Origin of the sequence: Bacillus sp. LK2 (genome assembly GCF_001043575.1) — a bacterium.
Lineage (GTDB): Bacteria > Bacillota > Bacilli > Bacillales > Bacillaceae_G > Bacillus_A > Bacillus_A paramycoides.
In genome coordinates this window covers 12211-33668 of sequence record NZ_LDUK01000049.1, presented here as the reverse complement: position 1 = coordinate 33668, position 21458 = coordinate 12211, and the positions used below count along the sequence as shown (strand labels likewise).

22 protein-coding genes are annotated in these 21458 nt (G+C 35.0%); 8 read left to right on the top strand and 14 right to left on the bottom strand.

The window, feature by feature from the left end:
- Positions 1–106 precede the first annotated feature (106 nt).
- The 5 genes from rlmD to VK90_RS23600 all read right to left on the bottom strand — a co-directional run bounded on the left by rlmD (position 107) and on the right by VK90_RS23600 (position 5253).
- Positions 107–1486, bottom strand: coding sequence for a 23S rRNA (uracil(1939)-C(5))-methyltransferase RlmD (gene rlmD, locus VK90_RS23620; RefSeq protein WP_048375648.1), 1380 nt, complete (start codon positions 1484–1486; stop codon positions 107–109).
- A 10-nt stretch (positions 1487–1496) separates the two neighbouring features.
- A complete protein-coding gene (locus VK90_RS23615; RefSeq protein ID WP_048375646.1) occupies positions 1497–2360 on the bottom strand; it encodes a DNA-3-methyladenine glycosylase family protein in 864 nt (287 codons plus the stop codon).
- A gap of 59 nt (positions 2361–2419) precedes the next feature.
- Positions 2420–3202: a delta-lactam-biosynthetic de-N-acetylase gene (gene pdaA / locus VK90_RS23610; protein ID WP_002174722.1), complete on the bottom strand. Its 783-nt coding sequence runs from the start codon at positions 3200–3202 to the stop codon at positions 2420–2422.
- 125 nt (positions 3203–3327) lie between these two features.
- The gene (gene fumA, locus VK90_RS23605) at positions 3328–4851 is read right to left on the bottom strand and encodes a class I fumarate hydratase (protein ID WP_082148039.1); all 1524 of its coding nucleotides are present in this window, start codon (positions 4849–4851) and stop codon (positions 3328–3330) included.
- A 219-nt stretch (positions 4852–5070) separates the two neighbouring features.
- The gene (locus tag VK90_RS23600; protein ID WP_002174720.1) at positions 5071–5253 is read right to left on the bottom strand and encodes an SE1561 family protein; all 183 of its coding nucleotides are present in this window, start codon (positions 5251–5253) and stop codon (positions 5071–5073) included.
- Positions 5254–5466: 213 nt separating this feature from the next.
- On the opposite strand from VK90_RS23600, the gene yfkAB reads away from it, so the two are divergent.
- The gene (gene yfkAB / locus VK90_RS23595; RefSeq protein ID WP_048375643.1) at positions 5467–6594 is read left to right on the top strand and encodes a radical SAM/CxCxxxxC motif protein YfkAB; all 1128 of its coding nucleotides are present in this window, start codon (positions 5467–5469) and stop codon (positions 6592–6594) included.
- A 37-nt stretch (positions 6595–6631) separates the two neighbouring features.
- Here the strand turns inward: yfkAB and VK90_RS23590 are convergent, their stop codons facing one another.
- Together VK90_RS23590 and cax are read right to left on the bottom strand one after the other, a co-directional pair.
- Positions 6632–7429, bottom strand: a complete 798-nt coding sequence (locus VK90_RS23590; RefSeq protein WP_025148707.1) for a YfkD famly protein — start codon at positions 7427–7429, stop codon at positions 6632–6634.
- A gap of 81 nt (positions 7430–7510) precedes the next feature.
- On the bottom strand, positions 7511–8566 hold the full coding sequence (gene cax, locus VK90_RS23585) for a calcium/proton exchanger (protein ID WP_048375640.1): 1056 nt from the start codon (positions 8564–8566) through the stop codon (positions 7511–7513).
- Between the two features lie 178 nt (positions 8567–8744).
- On the opposite strand from cax, the gene VK90_RS23580 reads away from it, so the two are divergent.
- From VK90_RS23580 to VK90_RS23570, 3 genes are all read left to right on the top strand, one after another.
- Positions 8745–9161 carry a pyridoxamine 5'-phosphate oxidase family protein gene (locus VK90_RS23580; protein WP_048375638.1) on the top strand — a complete coding sequence of 139 codons (417 nt, stop codon included), beginning with the start codon at positions 8745–8747 and terminating at the stop codon, positions 9159–9161.
- A 152-nt stretch (positions 9162–9313) separates the two neighbouring features.
- Entirely contained in the window at positions 9314–9460 is a 147-nt protein-coding gene (locus VK90_RS23575; RefSeq protein ID WP_000817786.1) for a BH0509 family protein, read from the top strand.
- A 108-nt stretch (positions 9461–9568) separates the two neighbouring features.
- On the top strand, positions 9569–9997 hold the full coding sequence (locus tag VK90_RS23570; protein WP_002115869.1) for an EamA family transporter: 429 nt from the start codon (positions 9569–9571) through the stop codon (positions 9995–9997).
- Positions 9998–10010: 13 nt separating this feature from the next.
- Here VK90_RS23570 and VK90_RS23565 read toward each other — a convergent pair whose 3' ends face one another.
- Positions 10011–10604, bottom strand: a complete 594-nt coding sequence (locus VK90_RS23565; protein ID WP_025148709.1) for a DedA family protein — start codon at positions 10602–10604, stop codon at positions 10011–10013.
- 487 nt (positions 10605–11091) lie between these two features.
- Here VK90_RS23565 and VK90_RS23560 point away from each other — a divergent pair, with 487 nt between their 5' ends.
- The gene (locus tag VK90_RS23560; protein ID WP_048375635.1) at positions 11092–13860 is read left to right on the top strand and encodes a tetratricopeptide repeat protein; all 2769 of its coding nucleotides are present in this window, start codon (positions 11092–11094) and stop codon (positions 13858–13860) included.
- A gap of 60 nt (positions 13861–13920) precedes the next feature.
- Here the strand turns inward: VK90_RS23560 and lepB are convergent, their stop codons facing one another.
- The gene (lepB, locus tag VK90_RS23555; RefSeq protein ID WP_033719749.1) at positions 13921–14457 is read right to left on the bottom strand and encodes a signal peptidase I; all 537 of its coding nucleotides are present in this window, start codon (positions 14455–14457) and stop codon (positions 13921–13923) included.
- Between the two features lie 199 nt (positions 14458–14656).
- Between lepB and VK90_RS23550 the strand changes: the two genes are divergently transcribed.
- The gene (locus tag VK90_RS23550; protein ID WP_048375633.1) at positions 14657–14941 is read left to right on the top strand and encodes a hypothetical protein; all 285 of its coding nucleotides are present in this window, start codon (positions 14657–14659) and stop codon (positions 14939–14941) included.
- Between the two features lie 56 nt (positions 14942–14997).
- Here VK90_RS23550 and VK90_RS23545 read toward each other — a convergent pair whose 3' ends face one another.
- Positions 14998–15678, bottom strand: a complete 681-nt coding sequence (locus VK90_RS23545) for a lysoplasmalogenase (protein WP_025148713.1) — start codon at positions 15676–15678, stop codon at positions 14998–15000.
- A 124-nt stretch (positions 15679–15802) separates the two neighbouring features.
- Positions 15803–16753 (bottom strand): DMT family transporter, encoded by a 951-nt coding sequence (locus tag VK90_RS23540; RefSeq protein WP_048375631.1) that lies wholly within the window; start codon positions 16751–16753, stop codon positions 15803–15805.
- A 272-nt stretch (positions 16754–17025) separates the two neighbouring features.
- On the opposite strand from VK90_RS23540, the gene VK90_RS23535 reads away from it, so the two are divergent.
- Positions 17026–18951: a heavy metal translocating P-type ATPase gene (locus VK90_RS23535; RefSeq protein ID WP_048375630.1), complete on the top strand. Its 1926-nt coding sequence runs from the start codon at positions 17026–17028 to the stop codon at positions 18949–18951.
- Between the two features lie 181 nt (positions 18952–19132).
- Here VK90_RS23535 and VK90_RS23530 read toward each other — a convergent pair whose 3' ends face one another.
- From VK90_RS23530 to VK90_RS23520, 3 genes are read right to left on the bottom strand one after another with little or no spacing between them, the layout of a single operon-like run.
- Entirely contained in the window at positions 19133–20002 is an 870-nt protein-coding gene (locus VK90_RS23530) for a YihY/virulence factor BrkB family protein (protein WP_048375628.1), read from the bottom strand.
- Positions 20003–20008: 6 nt separating this feature from the next.
- Entirely contained in the window at positions 20009–20524 is a 516-nt protein-coding gene (locus tag VK90_RS23525) for a DUF4075 domain-containing protein (RefSeq protein ID WP_002174707.1), read from the bottom strand.
- A gap of 53 nt (positions 20525–20577) precedes the next feature.
- On the bottom strand, positions 20578–21042 hold the full coding sequence (locus VK90_RS23520; protein WP_002174706.1) for a low molecular weight protein-tyrosine-phosphatase: 465 nt from the start codon (positions 21040–21042) through the stop codon (positions 20578–20580).
- A 174-nt stretch (positions 21043–21216) separates the two neighbouring features.
- Between VK90_RS23520 and VK90_RS23515 the strand changes: the two genes are divergently transcribed.
- Positions 21217–21441, top strand: a complete 225-nt coding sequence (locus VK90_RS23515; RefSeq protein ID WP_000366197.1) for a DUF1128 domain-containing protein — start codon at positions 21217–21219, stop codon at positions 21439–21441.
- Positions 21442–21458 lie beyond the last annotated feature (17 nt).

Here is a 21458-nt window from a genome sequence, read left to right as displayed (position 1 = left end):
TATACTCTCTACAGAAGATATGTATATTGATTATGTAACGTGATTTAACTGCTAACATAACAAAAAATGTTGATGTAGTTAACTACATCAACATTTTTAATCTTTCTTATTTCAACTTTAATCTAACCACATTCTCCACATGAGCTGTATGCGGGAACATATCAACAGGTTGTACATATTCCACTTCATAGCTCTTCATTAATGCATTCACATCACGTGCTAACGATGACGGGTTACAAGATACGTAAACAACTTGTTTCGGTCTTACTTTTAAAATCGTTTCAAGTAATTTATCATCGCAACCTGTACGCGGTGGATCAACAACAATTACATCTGGGCGCCAGCCTTCTTTCACCCATTTCGGTAACCATTGTTCCGCTTTACCAGCTTCATACTTTGTATTTGTGAATCCGTGGCGTTTTGCATTTTTCTTTGCATCTTCAATTGCTTCTGGAATTACATCCATACCACGTACTTCCGCTGCATCATTCGCAAGCCAAAGGCCGATTGTACCAACACCACAATATGCATCCACAATCTTCTCGCTTCCAGTTAAAGCGGCTGCTTTTTTTGCTTCATCGTATAAAACAACTGTTTGTTCTGGATTTAGTTGGAAGAAAGCACGAGCTGATAGTTCAAATGATAAATCGCCAAGTGTTTCTTGAATTACTTCTTTTCCTGCTAATTTAAATGTTTTATCACCGAAAATAACAGATGTTTTACGCCAGTTTACGTTTTGCATAATTGATTTAACAGTTGGCATCTGTTTTTGTACTTCTGCGATAAATTGCTCTTTATTCGGTAATTCTTCTTTTGTTGTAACAAGTGTGACTTGTACTTCCCCTGTTTGAACTGCAGTACGTGTCACAATTGTACGTACTAAACCTTTTTGCTTCTTCTCATTGTAAATAGAGACATTTAATTTTTCTAATATACGTCTTACAACCTTTGTCGCTTCATTCGTTGCTTTATGTTGAATCATACAATGAGAAATATCAATTAACTGATGTGAGTTTTGTTTATATAATCCTGTAATAACCTTTTCATCTTTACGTCCCACTTGTAATTGACTCTTATTACGATAATGCCATGGATTTTCCATACCAAGTGTCGGACGAATTTTCTCTTCCATACTATTCTTCATGTACTTCTCGAATGCTTGTACAACGATATCACGCTTTTGATTTAATTGTTCTTTATAATCTAAATGTTGTAGCTGACAGCCACCACACTCCTCATATACTGAACATGGTGCTTTCACACGATGTGGTGATGATTTACGAACTTTTTTCACTTTCGCTTCAGCGAAGCCACGCTGAATTTTCGTTGCTTCAGCAACAACTTCTTCTCCTGGTAATGCCCCTGGAATGAAAACAACTTGTCTCTTAAAATAACCAACGCCTTCTCCGTTAATCCCAAGACGTTTAATTGTCACAGGAAACGTTTGACCAACTTCCAACTTACTCTCTTGTTGCTTTTGTATCATTATTACACCTCTACTCTATACTTTTCCATAAATATAACGCTGCATAACTGCAATATGGTTCACACTCTTGTTTCACTTTTTCTAAAAATGCATCATCAGGCTTATTCTCTAATTGGAATACACCTTGAAGTGCACGCTGAATCCCTATGTCTGCTTTCGGAAACATATTTTTCCGTCCAAGCCCAAACATTAAAAAGTTTTGTACTGTCCATGCTCCAATACCCCTTATTGGTAACAATTGTGCCGATACTTCTTCTTCTGTTTCGTTTTCTATCCTTGCTAAATCTAATTTACCGTCGACAATATGCTTTGCTAATCCTACCATATATTCAGCTTTTCGCTGACTAAACTTCTGCTCTCTCAATTCCTCTATTGGAATATTCGCTACTCTTTCTGGTGTTGGGAAAAATAAAACGCCGTTTTTTTCTGTCCCATATCGTTTTACAAATTGCTCTGTTAGCACAGTAGCAAATTTCAAATTTATTTGTTGATGAATAATACAACGAAGAAGACAAGCGAAATAATCAAATTCTAAAATAATTGGAGTATAAGCATATGTTTCAAATAGTGGACGTAATGATGTGTTTAAAAAATGATTTTGTATATTTTGAAACGGGTCATTCCAGTGAAAAATGGACCTCATTCGTCTCATTACTTTCTCTTGATCTCCTGTCTGACTAGAGAGCCAAAACTGTGGATTTTGAACAGTACCAATCCCCTGCAACCGAACAACAATCTGTTCTTCGTCTATAGAAAGCGGAATATAAATTACTTTCTCGTCTAACTGAATGACGTTTAACGGGTCGAAAGATAAACGCTTTAGCACTTCTTCAAAGTGGTACGGATATTCTAACGTAACATGTTCGCTCCACATACGTTTCCCCATCCTTTTTACACATCATTATAGCATGAGAAAACCGCAAGCATACATGCTTACGGTTGATTGCTTTTTACTAAATCATCTAGGCTTTTAAAATGATACCCTTTCTCGCGCAAATCATCAATGATTTTCGCTAGTGCCTCTGCATTATCTTTCGATATCGCATGAAGTAACAAAACAGACCCTGGATGAATCATAGTCATTACATTATTATGAGCATATTGCCATCCTCTTTGCTGATCTACTTTCCAATCAAGAAATGCAAGCGACCAAAACACGTTATAATATCCCATTTCTTTCGTAAGAGCTAGCGTTCTTTCACTAAACACGCCTCGCGGAGGACGTACATATTTCACTTCTTTTTGTCCTGTTACTTTTTTTATTTCTTCCGTTACACTAGTCAATTCTTCACGAAGTTTTGCATCATTTACAGCTGTAAAATCAGGATGACTCCAAGAATGATTACCAATAATATGTCCTTCATTTTTCATTCTTAATAGTAAATCTTTTTGTGTTTTTATATAATGTCCCGTCACAAAGAAAGTTGCTGGTACTTTTTTCTCCTTTAGTACATCTAAAATCTTTCCTGTATATCCATTTTCATACCCATTATCAAACGTTAAATATATGTCTTTTTTCTTTGTATCCCCTAAGTAAAAACCACCATTTTTTTGTAGTAATTCTGTATATAATTTCCCTGCATCTGGCACCGTTTCATTTTTAGGGCGTGGGATTCCCCAGTTATGTGGTGTATTCGTATAAGCAAATGCTGAAACTGGAACAAGTGCCATCATAATTGAAAAAATGAGACCTATATATAACCATTTATATTTCATAAATAGTCTCCTTTCCATATATAATCGTACCTGTAGTTTCTGTTATTGCTCTTTCTTTCATGCTGAACATGTTTTTCTATATATACCAAAAAATGCACCTCGAATAATTCGAGATGCATTTCTACTTACTTGAATACAGGTTCTTTAAAGCTCGCTAATTTTTCAAGTGATGTTTTATCAACATCAGCATGTAGACTGTTACCGTGAGAATCCATCGTTACAACTGCTTTAAAACCATCGATACGTAAATGCCACATTGCCTCTGGGATACCGAATTGTAAGAAATCAACATCTTTCACTTCTTTAATACATTCAGCATAATATTGTGCCGCACCACCAATTGCATTTAAGTACACACCACCGTGTTCTTCTAATGCCGCTAATGTTTTCGCACCCATACCGCCTTTACCAATTACAGCACGGATACCGAACTTTTTCATAATATCACCTTGATATGGCTCTTCACGAATACTTGTCGTTGGACCTGCCGCTTTAATTTTCCAATTGTCGTTTTCATCTTTCACTACAACTGGACCACAGTGGTAAATAATTTGTCCATTTAAATCTACTGGGCAATCATTATCCATTAAGTGTTTATGAATTGCGTCACGTCCTGTATACATCATACCGTTAATTGTAACAACATCCCCAACACGAAGTTCACGAATTTGCTCTTCTGTAATTGGAGCTTGTAATACGATTTCACGTTGCTCTGTTTGTTCTTGCGCAGCGTCTTGCTGAAGTGTATCTTCACCTTCTTGGTATAACCAATCCATAATTTCACCTGTCTCAGGATGAATTGTTACGCCAAGACGACGATATGCCCAACAATTATACGCAACAGATACGTAGAAACTAGCTGGCAAACGATTATACACTCCGATTTTACAACCTAGTAAAGTTGTTTCTCCGCCAAATCCCATCGTACCAATACCAAGCTTATTCGCATTCTCCAATACGTACTCTTCAAGCTTTTGTAATTCTGGAACTGGATTTACATCATCTAATGTACGGAATAGTTGATTTTTTGCTAATTCGTAACCTGATGTGCGGTCTCCCCCGATACCGACGCCGATTACCCCTGCGCTACACCCTTGGCCTTGCGCTTGATATACCGCATGAAGAAGGCATTTACGAATTCCTTCTAAATCACGTCCAGCTCGTCCAAGTCCTTCTATTTCGCAAGGCAAACTATATTGAATATTTTTATTCTCACAGCCGCCACCTTTTAAAATTAAACGCGCATCAATGTAATCTTTTTCCCATTGTTCAAACTTAATAACAGGTGTACCTGGTCCTAAATTGTTTCCACTATTGTCTCCAAAAAGAGAATCAACAGAGTTCGGACGAAGTTTACCATCTTTTGTTGCCCGCTCAAGCGCACTATAGATAGCTTCCTTCAGCTTTAATTGATTCACACCAACCGGTGTATAAATTTTAAACGTTGGCATCCCTGTATCTTGGCAAATTGGCGAGATATTATCATCTGCCATTTTGATGTTATTTGTAATTGTGCCAAGTGCCATTGCAGAGCGAGTTCCTGCATTTTCTCGTTCTTTCGCCTGTTGAATTGCGCGACGAACATCTTTCGGTAAGTTCGTTGACGTTTCAACAATTAGTTGATACATGCTTTCTTGAAGCTTTTCCATTGTTACTTCCCCCTCAATTGTGAACGCTACCAAAACGTTATGAAATGAAAATTCCATTGTTATACTCTTCAGCTTTTTATTTATTTCACGCCATTAAAGGTTTAATGAAATTTTTCACAACTTGATTATACCTTTTTTTCTATATTCCTTCTATTTAATCAAACAAGTTCCTTACAAAAAAACGGCTGCCAACTTCACATTGGCAACCGTTTCAATATATTATTCGTCTTTTTTAAATTGCTCACATTTCAATTCTAGTTCATCTAACATTGCAAGAAGACGATCTACATCTTCTAATTCTACCTCTTCGGGTTCAATCGTATCAATTACTTCAATGAACATATTTAAACGTTCTTTCAAATATACTAATTGTGAATCTTTATCTTGAATTGCTTTTCCCATGAAGGCACTCTCCTTTTAATTCGAGTTGCTTTTATTATACCGCAAAAATGATTGCTATGGGCATGAAATTTCATCAATCTTGTCACAGTAATTTATTATAATGTAAGCCTTCTCTCTTTTTTCACAAAAAAGTTTCACTTTATAAAAAGCACATATTCTTCTATTATAGAGAATGGACAAATTGTTATTTCAATAGTCAAAGGAGTATTTCATATGACGATATCACAAACAATGAAGCCGATTACTCCTTCTTACGATCCATGGGAAGCGTATATGGACCTTGAAGAGTACGGCAAACTACTATTAACAAACGTTGAGTTTACAACGACGACGTTATGCAATATGCGTTGCGAGCATTGCGCTGTTGGTTACACATTACAGCCGAAAGATCCAAATCCGCTTCCGATGGAGCTTTTATTAAAACGATTAGATGAGATTCCTTATTTGCGTTCTTTAAGTATTACAGGCGGAGAACCTATGCTTTCAAAAAAATCCGTCGACAACTATGTAACACCACTCTTAAAATATGCCCATGAACGCGGCGTTCGCACTCAAATCAACTCAAACTTAACTATAGATTTAGCACGTTACGAACAAATTATTCCCTACTTAGATGTATTGCATATTTCACATAACTGGGGAACAATTGATGACTTCGTTGAAGGCGGATTTGCAATGATGGAGCGTAAACCTACTTATGAACAACGCGCAAAATTATTCGAAAGAATGATTACAAATAGTAAAGCTCTATCAGATGCAGGTGTACTCGTATCAGCCGAAACTATGCTGAACAAACGAACCCTACCACACATTGAACATATTCATCGTCAAATCGTTGAAGAAATGGGCTGTAAACGTCATGAAGTGCATCCAATGTATCCGAGTGACTTCGCTAGCACACTTGAAATTTTAACAAAAGACGAAATCCGAAATGCGATTGAACATTTACTGGAAATTCGTGATGAAAATGTCTGGATGTTATTCGGTACATTACCTTTCTATGCATGCAGTGATGATGAACGCGATTTAGTTACACTAAAGAAATTACATGAGAGTAAAAATGTAACTGTCCGTAACGATCCAGATGGCCGTTCCCGTTTAAACGTAAATATTTTCGACGGAAATATTATCGTGACCGATTTCGGTGACGTTCCTCTTCTAGGTAATGTACAAACAAATACACTACAAGAAGCTTATGACAAATGGTGTGACTCAAAAACAGCAAAATCATTAAGTTGTCATTGTCCTGCTGTGAAATGTCTTGGACCAAATGTTCTTGTAAAAAATAGCTACTATCCGAAAGAAGATTTCTTATCAAAAACATCAAACATTATGTTATAAATAAAAAACGTCAGCCTGTGCGCTGACGTTTTTCATTTCATTGTGAATGCGATGAAGAAACAAATTTAAAAAATAAATGATCATGAATTGGAATAGCTGCTCCAATCCCTTGAGATGTAATATTTTTCACGACAAGCCTTTTTTGATTTCCTTTTAACACGAGGTATACTTCCCCAAATGTCACTTTTCCTTTTTCATTTACCGCCGGTGTATACGCATATAAATATCCAAGTTGACTTGGACTAATATTATACACGCGCTCATGCCCAGTACCATAACCAATAGTTGTTTTAAATGAAAGTGGCAATTGCACTTTTTCAAGCGCTTTTAAAAGCATCATTTTTTTCACATCTGAGGCATCTTTCATATCCGCTGTTAAATCGCCTTCGATTGTCTTTTGAGTTTCTTGCTTGTAGCGAAGTGGATATAATCGATCCCCTCCGCGATTATCGTATATATTTCGATTTACTTGCTTATATTCCCAATTAATTGATGTATCTATTGATTCATAATTTAATGCCCATTGCCCCAAATAAATTTTCGCGCGGTACCCTACTGCAAGTGGTGCATTCGAAATCGTCGTTTCATTAAACATACGAATTAAATCTGGGTTTTCAATTCTGATATTTGCTGTTTTCAATAGTTCTTGAGCAAACTTACTTGGCTGTAAACGCGGCAAATCTTGTGCGTCATTTGGAAATGTATTGTCTTTTGAAATATTTAAAACAGATGAAGGCATTTTTACTTCTACTGTCGTCTTTGCAAAACTACTGTTAGGAAATAATAAAATAAACGAGACCATAGTTGAAAGACATATGCTGTACACTCGTTTCACCTGTCTGGCTCCTTCCTACGTAAAGGTATATAAATTACTGTATTTATTGTTTTCCCTCAAACTCATTGTTATCCCTATTTTTCATAATAAATAAAAACCAATTCCCATGATGACATACGCAGCTAATAAAGTGCCTCCTTCAAACCAGTTTGTATCCCCATCATTTGAAATAGCAATGGTTAAGAAAACAGCTGTAATCATGGAAACAAGTTCTGGTATTGTAAATACTAACGGCATCTTTTGTGCAGAAAACATCGAGAGAAGTACTAATACAGGAGCAACAAACATGGCGATTTGTAATGTAGAACCTACTGCAATTTCAACTGCGATATTCACTTTATTTTTATACGCCATAATAATTGCAGATGCATGTTCTGCTGCATTACCAACAATCGCAACGATGATAACCCCTATAAATAACTCTGACCAGCCAAATGACTTTGCGACCGTTTCAAAAGTATGTACGAGTGCCTCTGAAACATACGCTACCGCAATTGTTGCTATCGCTAAAATGAGTAGCGCTTTACCTTTTGACCACTCAGGCTCTTCCTCGTGCGCCACTTCATCACTTTTATGTTGATATACACCGCGGTGCGTAACTAACTTAAATAGCAATGCAGCAAGATACATAATGATCATGATAATAGAAACACCAATACTTAATTGATACGTCTTTCCAGCATCCATACTCATTGAAAAAATCTCTGGAATAACAAAGGCTACGACAACAGCAAATATTAATAAGGCTGAATTATGCCTTGCATCGTAAACATTAAAGCTTTGTCTTTTATATTTAAGGCCTCCTATAAAAAAGGATAGCCCTCCTACTAATAGTAAGTTTCCAAGTACAGAACCAGTTAAAGATGCTAACACTACTTCAATTAACCCTGCCTGAAGTGCGAAAATTGAAATGATAAGTTCAACAGCATTACCAAAAGTTGCATTCAATAAGCCACCTATCCGGGGCCCAGAAACGATTGCTAAACTTTCTGTTGCTCTCCCCATAAAACCCGCTAATGCGATAATAGTAATGCAATATACAGCAAACATAATTGTTTGAGGCCAATGAAGTGTTTTTCCGAGTACAGAAAGTGGTACACCTATAAGCGCTACTATAAGAAATATTTTATTAAACATGCTTTCCACCCTTCCATCGTATGTATTTCTCCTCGATATTATTATTATTCTTCTCCTAACTTGTCCGATTTCATCACAATTACGTTTAAAAAATCGGATTGAGGAAAACAGTATGAAAGATATTTAAATTGTCTTGTTTAGACAGAAAGAATTAAAAATTTGAAAAGAGGTTAAAAGCATGCACTTAAAAGAAAAAATCGCAACTATTATTCAAGGTCAACGAACAGGTGTATTATCTACTGTACGTAACGATAAGCCACATGGCGCCTTTATGATGTTTTTCCACGAAGATTTTGTACTATATGTTGCAACAGATCGAAATTCAAAAAAGATAACAGATATCGAAAAGAATCCAAATGTACATGTACTACTTGGGCGAGAAGGAAAGAAATTAGATGAAGCTTACATTGAAGTTGAAGGTATAGCTTCCATCGAAGAAGATCAAACGCTAAAAAATAAATTTTGGACTAATAGCTTAAAACGCTGGTTACTTGGTGCGGAAGATCCTAATTATGTACTAATTAAAATCAATCCCGACACAATTTATTACATCGATAGTGCCGGTACGACCGAGCCTGAGTTTTTACGACTTTAAAACGAAAACAAGCCTTTTAAGTGGGCTTGTTTTGTCGAAAAGTTCTTTTGAAAAAAACAATAAAATAGGTGGAACTTTCTAAAGATTCTGTTATATAATAGCAGTAACTTAAATAAACTGTATTAAAACAGATGAGGAGAGAAATAAAATTGATGAAAAGAGAAGAACGAAAAAACATGATTGAGTTTATTGAAAAGAAAAAAGGGATTGAACGTGACGAATTATTATTTATGACAGACGATGAAGTAGAACATATTTATAATGTAACGTACTTTTTATATGAAGAAATCGCAGAGTAGCATAATAAACCCCCACCTTATTAAAAATATAAGGTGGGGGTTTATTTCGTCATTTATACATGAGAATGATTTTCATGTATAATAATGTAAGATTGGAGGAATTTCACTATGAGTTCATGGCTATTATTCGCACTATTATCAGCAATTGCTGCCGCCCTCGTATCTATTTTTGGAAAGATTGGCTTAGATGGAATCGATGCCAATGTTGCAACAACTATTCGCTCTATTATTATGGCATTATTTATGGTAGGAGTTATTATTATTCAAGGTAAATTTCAAAATATCGGTGATGTCCTCCTAAATAAAAAAGCACTGCTATTTATCACATTAAGTGGAATCGCTGGTGCTTCGTCATGGCTATTTTATTTTCTTGCACTAAAAACAGGAAAGGTCTCACAAGTAGCACCTATCGATAAATTAAGTGTAGTATTTTCCATTATTCTCGCGATGATTATATTGGGTGAAAAGTTAAACTTTATGACTGGTATTGGTGTAGTCTTTATTACAGCTGGTGTATTATTTATTGCTTTCAGCTAAAAAACCGCTATTATTAGCGGTTTTTTCTTTTCCTTATGTAAATCCACACAATCAATGTTACAATTGCCGAAATAAATAAAATCCATATTCCATAATGATGTAAACTATACTCAACAAAGCGCCACTTCTCTCCTAGTTTCCAACCTAGGCCAATAAAAACACTTATCCAAATTAGCGCACCACCGTAAGCATACAGACAAAAACGCCACCATGTTAAATTCGAAACCCCAGCAAAATATGCTGTTAAGTGACGTACTCCTGGTATAAAGTAGCCAATCATTAAAAGAAACGGGCCGTATTTTTCAAATAAAATATGTGTTTTTTCAATATGATGTTCTTTAATTCTAATTTTCGGACCATATTTTTTTAAAACAGGGAGTCCAAGTTTTAAACCTAATATATAACTTAACGTAATGCCAATCATCGCACCTGCCATTCCACTTAAAAAAGCAGCTGCTCCTGACATAACTCCTTTTGAAATATTATAACCAATAAAAGTCAATAAAAACTCATCTGGTATCGGTAATCCGACTATCCCACCAGCTAAAGCTATAATAATTCCAAAATACCCATAATGTGAGATTAACTCGCCAATATGTTGTTCCATTCGGAAGACACATCCTATGCACGATCGTTATTCCATATTGTGCCCGTTCTATCTTTAAGACAAACATGGTATACATATTCAATATACATTGTTTTTATATTGAACTCTACTTCTATTCATTCCTTTAACAGAGATAAAGTGAAACTTTAATCAGTGAGGGTTTTGCCCATCCCCACTGATTATTAGCCCACACCAATCGGGCTTTTACGGGTAGCCTGACTCCCACCTAACTTCCTCGCATTCGCCAAATTTTGAGGTGGGAGTCTTACTGCCCGCAAATAGCGGGATTAAAAAATAAAAATTCATAGGCTTGTTTTTTTGTTACAATAAAGGAAAGTTACTTTTCGCAACGGTTTAACTCTCAGGAAAAATGATATATCTAGCAAAAACATAGTTTGGTCTATATAATGCAACTTCTACCTATTAGAGTAACAGGTACCCTTTTACATACAACATCATTTTTCTAAATTATACAGGGGGAACGAACATGACCATTGAAAAACAATTTATCCAAAAGGTTTACTATAAAACATTTTTAACAGAAGATACTTCCATTCCGGTAACGGAAGTACTCGGTGAAGCATATATAAATGAATCAAAAAATGAATTCTCCAATATATCTAATATTCGCTTCGCACAAGGTGAAGTTTACTTTCAAAACAAAGACTTTGAAGCAGCTATATTTAAATGGGAGAAAGTAAATAATGAACTTGCTCTCTGGGCCATGAAGAATATTGCAGATGCTTACTTCGAATTAGGTTTCTTGCCAAAAGCAGAGGAAATTTATAAATCTATTCAATCAGAAGATACGACTCTTACTATGGAAGTTTCCCTACAACTTCTTTCTCTTTACATCGATCAAAACCGCTTAGGTCTTGCTTTTAAAACAATTAGTGAAGCTGTTTCATTCCAACCAGACTATCCGAATATTACTGCAATCGCTCGATCCTTTTATGAGAAACAAGAAGATTGGAATAATGCTATTGAACTAGCGGTTCAAGAAGGGATTCGAACAAAATCATTACATTGGTTCGATACGTTAATAAATTATGTGAACAGAGGCTTTACTAATAAAATTAAACCTGAGTATTTCTATGAATCTTTAAAAGCCTTATATACAATTGATCAAGTTCAATTTAAAGAGCTTGTTATTTCACTTTGGAACAGCTATGAAAATGAATCATTACATCTACCTTGGATTCAAACAATAAATCACTTATTCTTACATATTGAAGTAGACGCTAATGACGATTGGAATGAAATTTCTGTCCGCTATCAAGAGACGTATTTTGAATTAATTACTGGGCAACATTTCATGCATGAATTACAAGGACTTGTTCCAGATTTATTAACGAATTGGTTTAGTTTAACGAAAGCGGAAGATTCTTTACTTGTCTCTGCAGCAGTATTAGCATGGAACGAGGTTTCACCTACAACTCTAGAATCATTACTCGTAAAAAGCGCAGGTGCCTTACTTTCAAATTCATCAGCTTATGCAAATGTTGATATGGCAGATGTATCAGCATTATTTGAAACGATTGCTGTATGGGCTGAGAAGAATGATGTAGATTTAGGTCATCAATTCACACTACTCGTTCGTGAGCTATACGATTTAACTGTTACACAACTTCTAGTAGCAGGAACTAGTGATTATGATAAATCAGCCTTTATCAACTCTATATTAGGAGAAAATATATTAACTGAAACTCTAACAACTTCTATTACATTTAAAGATAATAGTCAAACGGAAATAACTGAGTTTACAGAGTTAGATATACGAAATATACCAAACTTTGCTGAACTTCATAACATACTAGCTGTACCTTCTCAGTCAGAACTAGAGAAAAAATGTATTGAAATTAAATTACCGAGTAGATTTTTAAGAAAAAATAAGTTTTCATTCCTTGTCACACCTACTGTGCATGGACAACTTAACAAAAACAGCTCTCATTTCGAATACTTACAGGCAGCAGATAGTCTTATCTATGTACTAAATTCAGCTTCGCCATTACATGATGAAGAGCTTGATACATTATTATCTATTCGTGAGCAAGTACCAAATTTACAAATTCAATTCGTCTTACAAACAATTGATACAAATGCTAGTGAAAACATCACGAACAATATTAAAAAGAAAATACTTGTACATTTCCCAAATGCACACTTTTTCCCTTACTCTCCTTCACAAGAGAGTAGTGAGCAACTAGGCAACGTAACAGACTCTATTATCTCTAATCTTGCTCAGCGCAGCATGGAAAAAGAACGTATTGAAAAATTGTTATGGTTTATCCAAAAGACGATTGCCTACCTTTTAAATGAACGTGTGGAGTTAGAAAATATATTAGTAAAATCAGTCCGTTGGAACAAACATATTTTAGTTAAACTTGATGGTTTTATTAATAATCTTACAGCCATTCAAAAAGATAAAGTTCGTTCTATTACAGAATCTTATCTCTTAACGAAAGAAGAAATTACACAGGATATACATTCTCAAATTCCTGAATTGTTACAGAGTTGCTCAGATCTCGTTCAAGAGGATAGTGATTTCAAATTAGTCCATGAAGAACTAAATGTAGCAATGAATGAAAGAATTCAAAAACATGTACAGCAAGTGCTTCTTCCTAAATTTACTCAATCCATTCAAGAATGGATTGAAACTGCACATAATGAATTCATTCAAGCGCAAGCTTACTTAGATGAAATGGGCGATACCTTTAATAAACTCTATGAAGAAGAGCGTATTAAACTTCCTTGTGATTTCAAATTACTAGATGACTGGAATAGAGATGTTGTAAGAATGACAAATAGAATTACAGTGGCTAACATCAATATTTTATTACGCTTTACACCAACACAATTTTTCTTGAAAAGTGCAGGGAAATTATTCGGTAATATGCAAAAGAATCAATCTATGCTATCAAATAAATATAAACAATATATTGAAACAGAAGATTATACAGAAGTTGCTCATGCAATTTCGAAGCAATTCTTCCTTCAATTTGAAGTATTTGAAGGTGCGCTAGAACGTGATATCATGATGTTCTTTAAAGACCCTCTTAGCATATTGAAGCAAAATGTAGAAGCGTCCCAACTTGAAATACAAGAAGACGAGCAAACATTAACAAAGCTAAGAACAAATCCAGAAACTTATCATGATCCTTTAACACTGTTTAAATTGCAATTGTTGCAACGAAAGTTCATGTTAAATATTGACCGCAACAATGAAAACATTGCTTCACAAGAAGTAATAAAGTAAAACACCAACTGTTTAAACAAGAAAAACCAAGCAACTTAATTTGCTTGGTTTTTCTTATCTCTAATTTACAATTTTCACATGTTCAAATGGATAATACACTGCCGTTAGTTTTCCTAATACTTCTGTTCTGTCAATGAGGCCTAATCCATTCCTACTATCCCTGCTTACTAAACGATTATCTCCCATCACAAAAATTTTATTTTTAGGAATTGTAATCGGTCCAAAGTCTTCGGTTAAATTGATAAGTAATTTTTCTGCCTGTTTTTTATTATTATTTAAATACTCTTCATTTTTCACTTGATGATTAACATATAATTGATCATTTTTCATCTCAATTACATCTCCTGGTAATCCAATAATTCTCTTCACATAGAAGTTATCCGTCTTCACGACAATAATGTCCGATCTCTCATAACTTTCAAATCGTTTTGCAAGTTTATTAATGATTACTTTATCTCCATCTTGTAACGTCGGCCTCATGGATGCCCCTTTTACAGTTGTAGGAAAAAACACGAAAATTTTCGCAAAAAAAACTATTAAACATGCAATCGCAAATACTTCAAAGAACTCACGCAACCGGCTTTTCTTTTGCATTATCCCACCATCTCATTTTCTTTTTACATTTATTATAAATACTTCCCAGATGATTTTTCTATAAAATTCCGAATATAGAAACAAAAAAATAAAAAATATTACATATGCACAAAAAATAATATCCGTATATACATTATTTTGATATACTATATTTGTCTTTATTTATACAAATATTCATATTCATTAGGAGGATTTCTTTTTTATGAAAGTCATGTTAAAAAATGATAATACAGGTCAAATTAAACAAGCAAAAATCGGTTTTAGTTGGACTGTATTTTTCTTTGGTTTTTTCCCTGCTATATTCCGCGGAGATTGGAAATGGTTTTTAATTATCTTACTCGCTAGCATGTTTACATTCGGGTTCTCTAACCTAGTATTCTGCTTTATTTACAACAAGCTCTACATCAATGATTTATTAGCTCAAGGTTATAAAGCAGCTGATGACTATAGCCTTTCTGCTCTGCAACAAAAAAATATCGTAGCATAGAAATGAAAAAAGATACTCTCAAAATAGTCCATCAACTATTTTTGAGAGTATCTTTTTTATAATCCTACATATACAATACACATCTGCGCAGCGACATATGTAAACCAAATCCAAAGTGGTTCATACTTCAATTTGCGCCCTCCGATATCTGTAACACCGATTATAAAATCAGAAATCACAAACAATAAACCACCAAATGCTGGTACCCACCATATTCCTGTATTCTCGTAATATAAGGCGAATGCAAAACATGCCATTCCTCCAACCCACAAACCGTAAATTAGAGCCCCTATTGTAAAGAGTTTGTCTTGCTTTTCATTTCTAATAAAGAAAAACCATCCTATAATTAGAAAGAGTCCGTATACAAGTAGGCCGATCCAAAAACCACTCCATGAAATACCTGTTTGCAAAAATGCTTTCACATAGAAACAATGTGCAAGAGCGAAAGTAACCATTCCTCCAATTAATCGATGGCCAATCGGAATCAATCCTGCCATAAATAAATCCCCTACAGTGGATAAAGTCATACCGAGTGCAACCCACGTACTGTACTCTACCGATGGATCTTGTAACCATATCCAAATTGCACTACCTGTTAAAGAAAAACTAAGAATTAGACGCACTGCTAAAGGTAACGGCATATTTTCTCTTGTTCTTTTTGTCTGTCCTATTGCATAAATTGCTCCTGTTAAAAAAATAATTATTTGCCCGATTAACACAATGTAAAGTACATTCATAACATTTTCTCCTCAATAAATGCTTTATTTGTATCTTTTTTCGTTATATATAGTCAGTTCTCCTTTTTCTACGTAAAAAAAGAAGAACAGTACTGTTCTTCCATTTTAATAGATTTTCTGTTCTCTATGCTACCTGTTTTTCTCGCTCAATTTTCTGTTTAGCCGGAGTACGATTTACCACAATAATTCCCGCTGCGACACATGCTAAACCAAATAGTACAAACGAATGAATAGCTTCTCCTAAAATCATACTTGATAATAACACACCGAACACTGGTATGAAGAACATATACATCGATACTTTGCCTACTTTGTTATACTTCATAATTGTATTCCATATACAGAAACCCGCTGCCGATAAGAAAGATAAATATATAAGCATAAGTATTGCATGTAGGTTAAATGTAAATGGCATCACTCCAACTTGAAATGCACCTATACATAGTAACCCAATTGATCCAAAAATCATTTGGTATGCTGTCATATACCCAATATCTAACGCTTTACTACCTTCTTTCGCTAATATATTTCCATATGAATACATCATTGCTGCGCCAAGAAGTAATAAACTACCGATTCCAAAATGGAATGACAAACTTCCATCACTCGGTACATTCACTAAAATCACACCACAAAAACCGATAGATACTCCAATTACTTTTCTCATATTTAGAGCATCATCTTTATATAAAAAATGTGCGATTAGAATTTGAAAGAAGGATGATGTTCCTGAAATAATCGCCCCTTCAATTCCTGAGCTATAACTCATTCCAATATAAAAACATATATACTGAAGAAAAGTTTGGAACAAGCCGATTTGTACTAACTGCTTCCCTGTTCCTTTTTTGAAATGCATATCTTTTCCTAACGCTTTAAAAAAGAATAAGAGCATTACACCTGATAAGAAAAATCGATAACCAGCAAATAATATTTGCTCTCCGACTTCATGTGGCTGAATTCCAAGTTCAGCATAACTTAATTTAATAAAGGGAAATGCGCTTCCCCATAAAAATGTTGCCACTATTGCAGCAATAAATACGCCAATCGGATGGGTAAAAAATTTCTCTGTCTTCAACTTACTGTCTTCCTTTCCGATCTTTTTATGAACAATATCCATATATACCAAAGGAGGTGCAAAAACACAAGTTTTCAGTTTATAATAGAAACAAAAACATATCATCTAATAAAAACATATGCTATACTATAGAATAATTACAATATAATAACTATTAAAATCAGATTCAACAGAAATGCTGCTATCCATTATGGATGGCAGCTTTCGTCGTTTTATAGGGGTTTCGATTTTGATTCTTTTTCTCAATAAGAATTCGAAAGGAGCGAGTATTAATGAACTCAGAAGTAAAAACATTACAAGCAAAAAAAGATATTTCTCATCCCTCTTTATGGGACACATTAAAGAAACATTATGAACTTATATTTGCAATCGCATCTGGTATTTTCATTTTAGCTGGTTGGTTATTCACAAAAAATGAGGCAATAAATGCAGGTATTACTTTCTATATCCTTGCTTATATAATTGGGGGATTTGCAAAAGCGAAAGAAGGTATCGAAGACACAATTGAAGAGAAAGAGCTAAATGTTGAAATGCTCATGCTCTTTGCAGCTATCGGTGCTGCAATTATTGGCTACTGGGCAGAAGGTGCGATTTTAATCTTCATCTTTGCATTAAGTGGGGCAATGGAATCTTATACACTAAGCAAAAGCCAAAAAGAAATTTCAGCCCTTCTTGACTTACAACCCGAAGAAGCATTGCGTATTTCTAATGGCATAGAAGAACGCATTCCAGTCGGACAATTACAAATTAACGATATTATCTTAATTAAGCCAGGTGAGCGTGTTCCTGCTGATGGCACAATTCATAATGGTGAAACAAATATTGATGAAGCAGCTATTACAGGGGAACCTATTCCAAATGAGAAAAAGTTTGGTGATGAAGTTTTTGCCGGCACCGTAAATTTACGTGGTGCTATTGAAGTTAAAATTACAAAGCCGAGCGATCAAACATTATTCCAAAAGATTATTCGTCTCGTTCAAAGTGCACAAAGTGAAAAATCACCATCACAACTATTTATCGAAAAGTTTGAAGGAACATATGTAAAAGGTGTATTAATCGTTGTCACACTTATGATGTTCATTCCTCATTTCTTACTTGACTGGAGTTGGAATGAAACATTTTATCGCGCTATGATCTTGCTTGTAGTCGCTTCTCCTTGCGCACTAGTTGCTGCCATTACACCAGCGACTTTATCAGCAATTTCTAACGGAGCAAGAAACGGGATTCTCTTTAAAGGTGGTATTCATTTAGAACGTCTAGCTTCAGTTAAAGCGATTGCCTTTGATAAAACTGGAACATTAACACAGGGAAAACCTACTGTAACAGATGTATACGTTCGAGAAGGCATAGCAGAAAGTGAAGTACTTTCTATTACAGCAACGATTGAAAGTCACTCTACACATCCTTTAGCAGAAGCAATTGTTAAATATGCAAGACACGCTTATGATATTACGCTAAAAAAACCAGAAAATGTTGAAGATGTAACTGGTTTTGGACTAAAAGGAGTATTAGAAAACAAAGCTTATAAAATCGGGAAAGCTGATTTTATCGGTGAAGAAACAAAAACATTTCATAATGGCATTTCTGCCTCACTTGAAAAAGAGGGGAAAACTGTCGTTTATATTAGTGATGAAGATGGTATTCTTGGGCTTATTGCTTTAAAAGATACCCTTCGCGAAGAAACAATAGCTGCTATTCGCGATTTACAAAGTATTGGTGTAGAAGCAATCATGATTACTGGTGATAATGAAGAAACTGCAAAAGCAATTGCTGCTGAAAGTAATATAAAAGAATATTACGCATCATGTCTACCAGAAACGAAAGTTGAAACGATAAAACAATTAAAAGAAAAATACGGCACAGTCGCAATGGTTGGAGATGGTATAAACGATGCACCCGCACTCGCTACCGCTAGTATAGGTGTTGCGATGGGGGAAGGAACAGACGTAGCTTTAGAAACTGCAGACGTTGTTCTTATGAAAAACGAATTATCTCGTCTTTCTCAAGCAATTCGTCTATCAAAGCGAATGAATCGCATTGTTAAGCAAAACGTTGTCTTCTCTTTAGCTGTCATTGCAATGCTAATTTGTTCAAACTTTCTACAGTTTTTAGCTCTTCCATTCGGTGTGATTGGGCATGAAGGAAGTACCATTCTTGTAATTTTGAATGGCTTACGATTATTAAAAGGAAACAAATAACGGGTCCCTGATAAGGGACCCATTTTTTTAATGGTAGCTATTATGACCGTTCGCACTGCTGCTTGTTTTATGCTTTGGATGCGAACTGCTCTTTTTCTTAGTGTTATTTTTATTATTGTGGTTCTTTTTATTATTGCTCATGAAATATCCCCCCTGTTCCCTTTTATTATGGAACAGAAGTTTATTTTTCATTACGGGAATTATTGTCACTCGTTCTATAGTGATGAAGTAAACCGTTAATTTCTCCGCCAAGTAAAATTACCCACGCGGTCAAATAAAACCATAACATTAAAATAATGATACCACCAAGACCACCATATGTATTAGCGTAATTTGCAAATTTATCTACATAATAGGCAAATGAGTACGATACCACAATCCATCCTACAGTAGCAAATACTGCTCCTGAAATAACTTCTCTTCTTTTTAATTTCCGATCAGGTGCAAACGTATATAAGAAACTAAATAAAGCGAACAAAACAAAGAAACTCGCTACTAAACGCGTAATACTCCAAACGTAAGAAAAACTATCCGATAAACCAATTGCTTTAAACACAGCCGCCCCAATTACTTGCCCAAACACCGGGACAATCAGTGCAAACACAATCATAAAAATTATCGCTAGTGTAAACACAATCGATAAAGCTCTTGTTTTAATAAAGGAACGGGTTTCTGCTACATCATAAGCACGGTTAAAAGCATTCATAACCGCATTCACTCCATTTGAAGCAAACCATAGCATCGATAGTAAACCAAATGATAGTAAACCACCGTTTTGCTCATTTACAACTTTATCTACGTTTACTTCAATTAAGTTCATCGCATCTTCCGGTACGTACGGTTCTAATAGGTTGAGCACACTTTCTGTTTGAAGGTCAATAAATCCAAGAAGCGTAATTAAGAAAACAAGCCCAGGAAAAATCGCAAGCAAGAAGAAATAAGCGAGCTGTGCTGCTAAGCCCGCTACATCATCGCGCATCGTTCGATCATATAAGTCTTTCCCAAACGAAAAAGTGCGATTTCTTTTTGCTTTTTCTAAAAATTTTCTCATATATTTTTAAACGCTTTTCTTCTCTTCTTTATCTTGCTTTAGCTCAATATATGCTTCAGTTTTTTTTCCCTCTGCATTTGAGTCCTTCATAAATAATTCACGTGCCTCTTTCATACCGCCATCTTCAGCTACCACTGGCTCTTCTTCAGCTTTAAGCTCATCTACCTTTGGAGACACAGCTTGAATTTCAATCGTTTCGGGCTTTTCTTCTCGCTCAACTTTTTTCTTACTAAAAATTTCTTTCGTTTCTTTTAACGTTTCTACAACAGACGGCGTCAATTTTTTAATTTCTGCTACTTTCGCTTTTACTACATTGAAATCAGCAAGTTCGCGTCCTTTATCTGTAACAGTTTGCACTTTTTCTTTTATCTTCGCATTTTCACCAATTTCAATCATCTTTGTTTTTGCTTTTTCTGCTGTATTTTTTACTTTTTCGCGATTTTCTTTCTTTAACATGGATACAGCTACACCTGCAGCTACACCAATCGCAATGTTTCGAGCAATATTATTTTTCTTTGCCATATTCCTTCACCCTTTCATTTCTTATGTTAGAAAGTATTTCTTTCTAAGCTTCCTCATATTCCTTGTTCATTTCGAATGAAAGCTAATAGCTTTTCACACCCTTCTGTTACAAGGTCATACACTTCTTGGAAGTTCCCTGTAAAGTAAGGGTCAGGAACGTCTGTCCAGCCACCGCCTGGAACAAAATCGGACAGCCTACCAATATAGCCTCCAGTTTTACCTAAACTTTTTAAATCCGCTATATTCTTGTTGTCCATGGCAATAATATAATCAAACTTTGTTAAGTCTTCTTTTTCTACTTGACGTGCTTTAATTCCTTCAAAAGAGACTTCATTTTCTTTTAAAATTTTTTGTGTTCCTTTATGTGGTGGATGACCAATATGCCAATCTCCAGTTCCGGCAGAATCAATGACAATTTTCTCTTCGAGTCCCTCTTTTACGACAAGTTCTCGAAAAATTGCTTCTGCCATTGGAGAACGACAAATGTTCCCAAGACAAACAAACAATACTTGAACCATATTTTTGTTTCTTCCCTTCTTGGTGCATTTCTTAATATATACTTATAGTATAAACAACCAATTATTAATTATAAAGGAAATCCCTACTAATTTAATAGGATTGAAAAGTTTCATTAACGAAAATGATAAAAAATGTTAAGATATCCTTATGTTATTTTAAAGGGGGACACTTCGGTGGATTTATCCGTAAAATCAGAAGAAAACGTTGAATATATGGTAGAAGCTATTAAAGAAAAATTACGTATGGTTAATGCTGGAGCAATGAGAGCTGCTAGCTTTAATGAAGAAATGTACGAAGACTTACGTGACATTTATGAGCATGTTATGAAGCGTGAAACATTCAGCATTAGTGAAATGCAAGCTATTACAGAGGAATTAGGTACATTAATTAAAAAATAGCAAAGAGCCTCATAAGA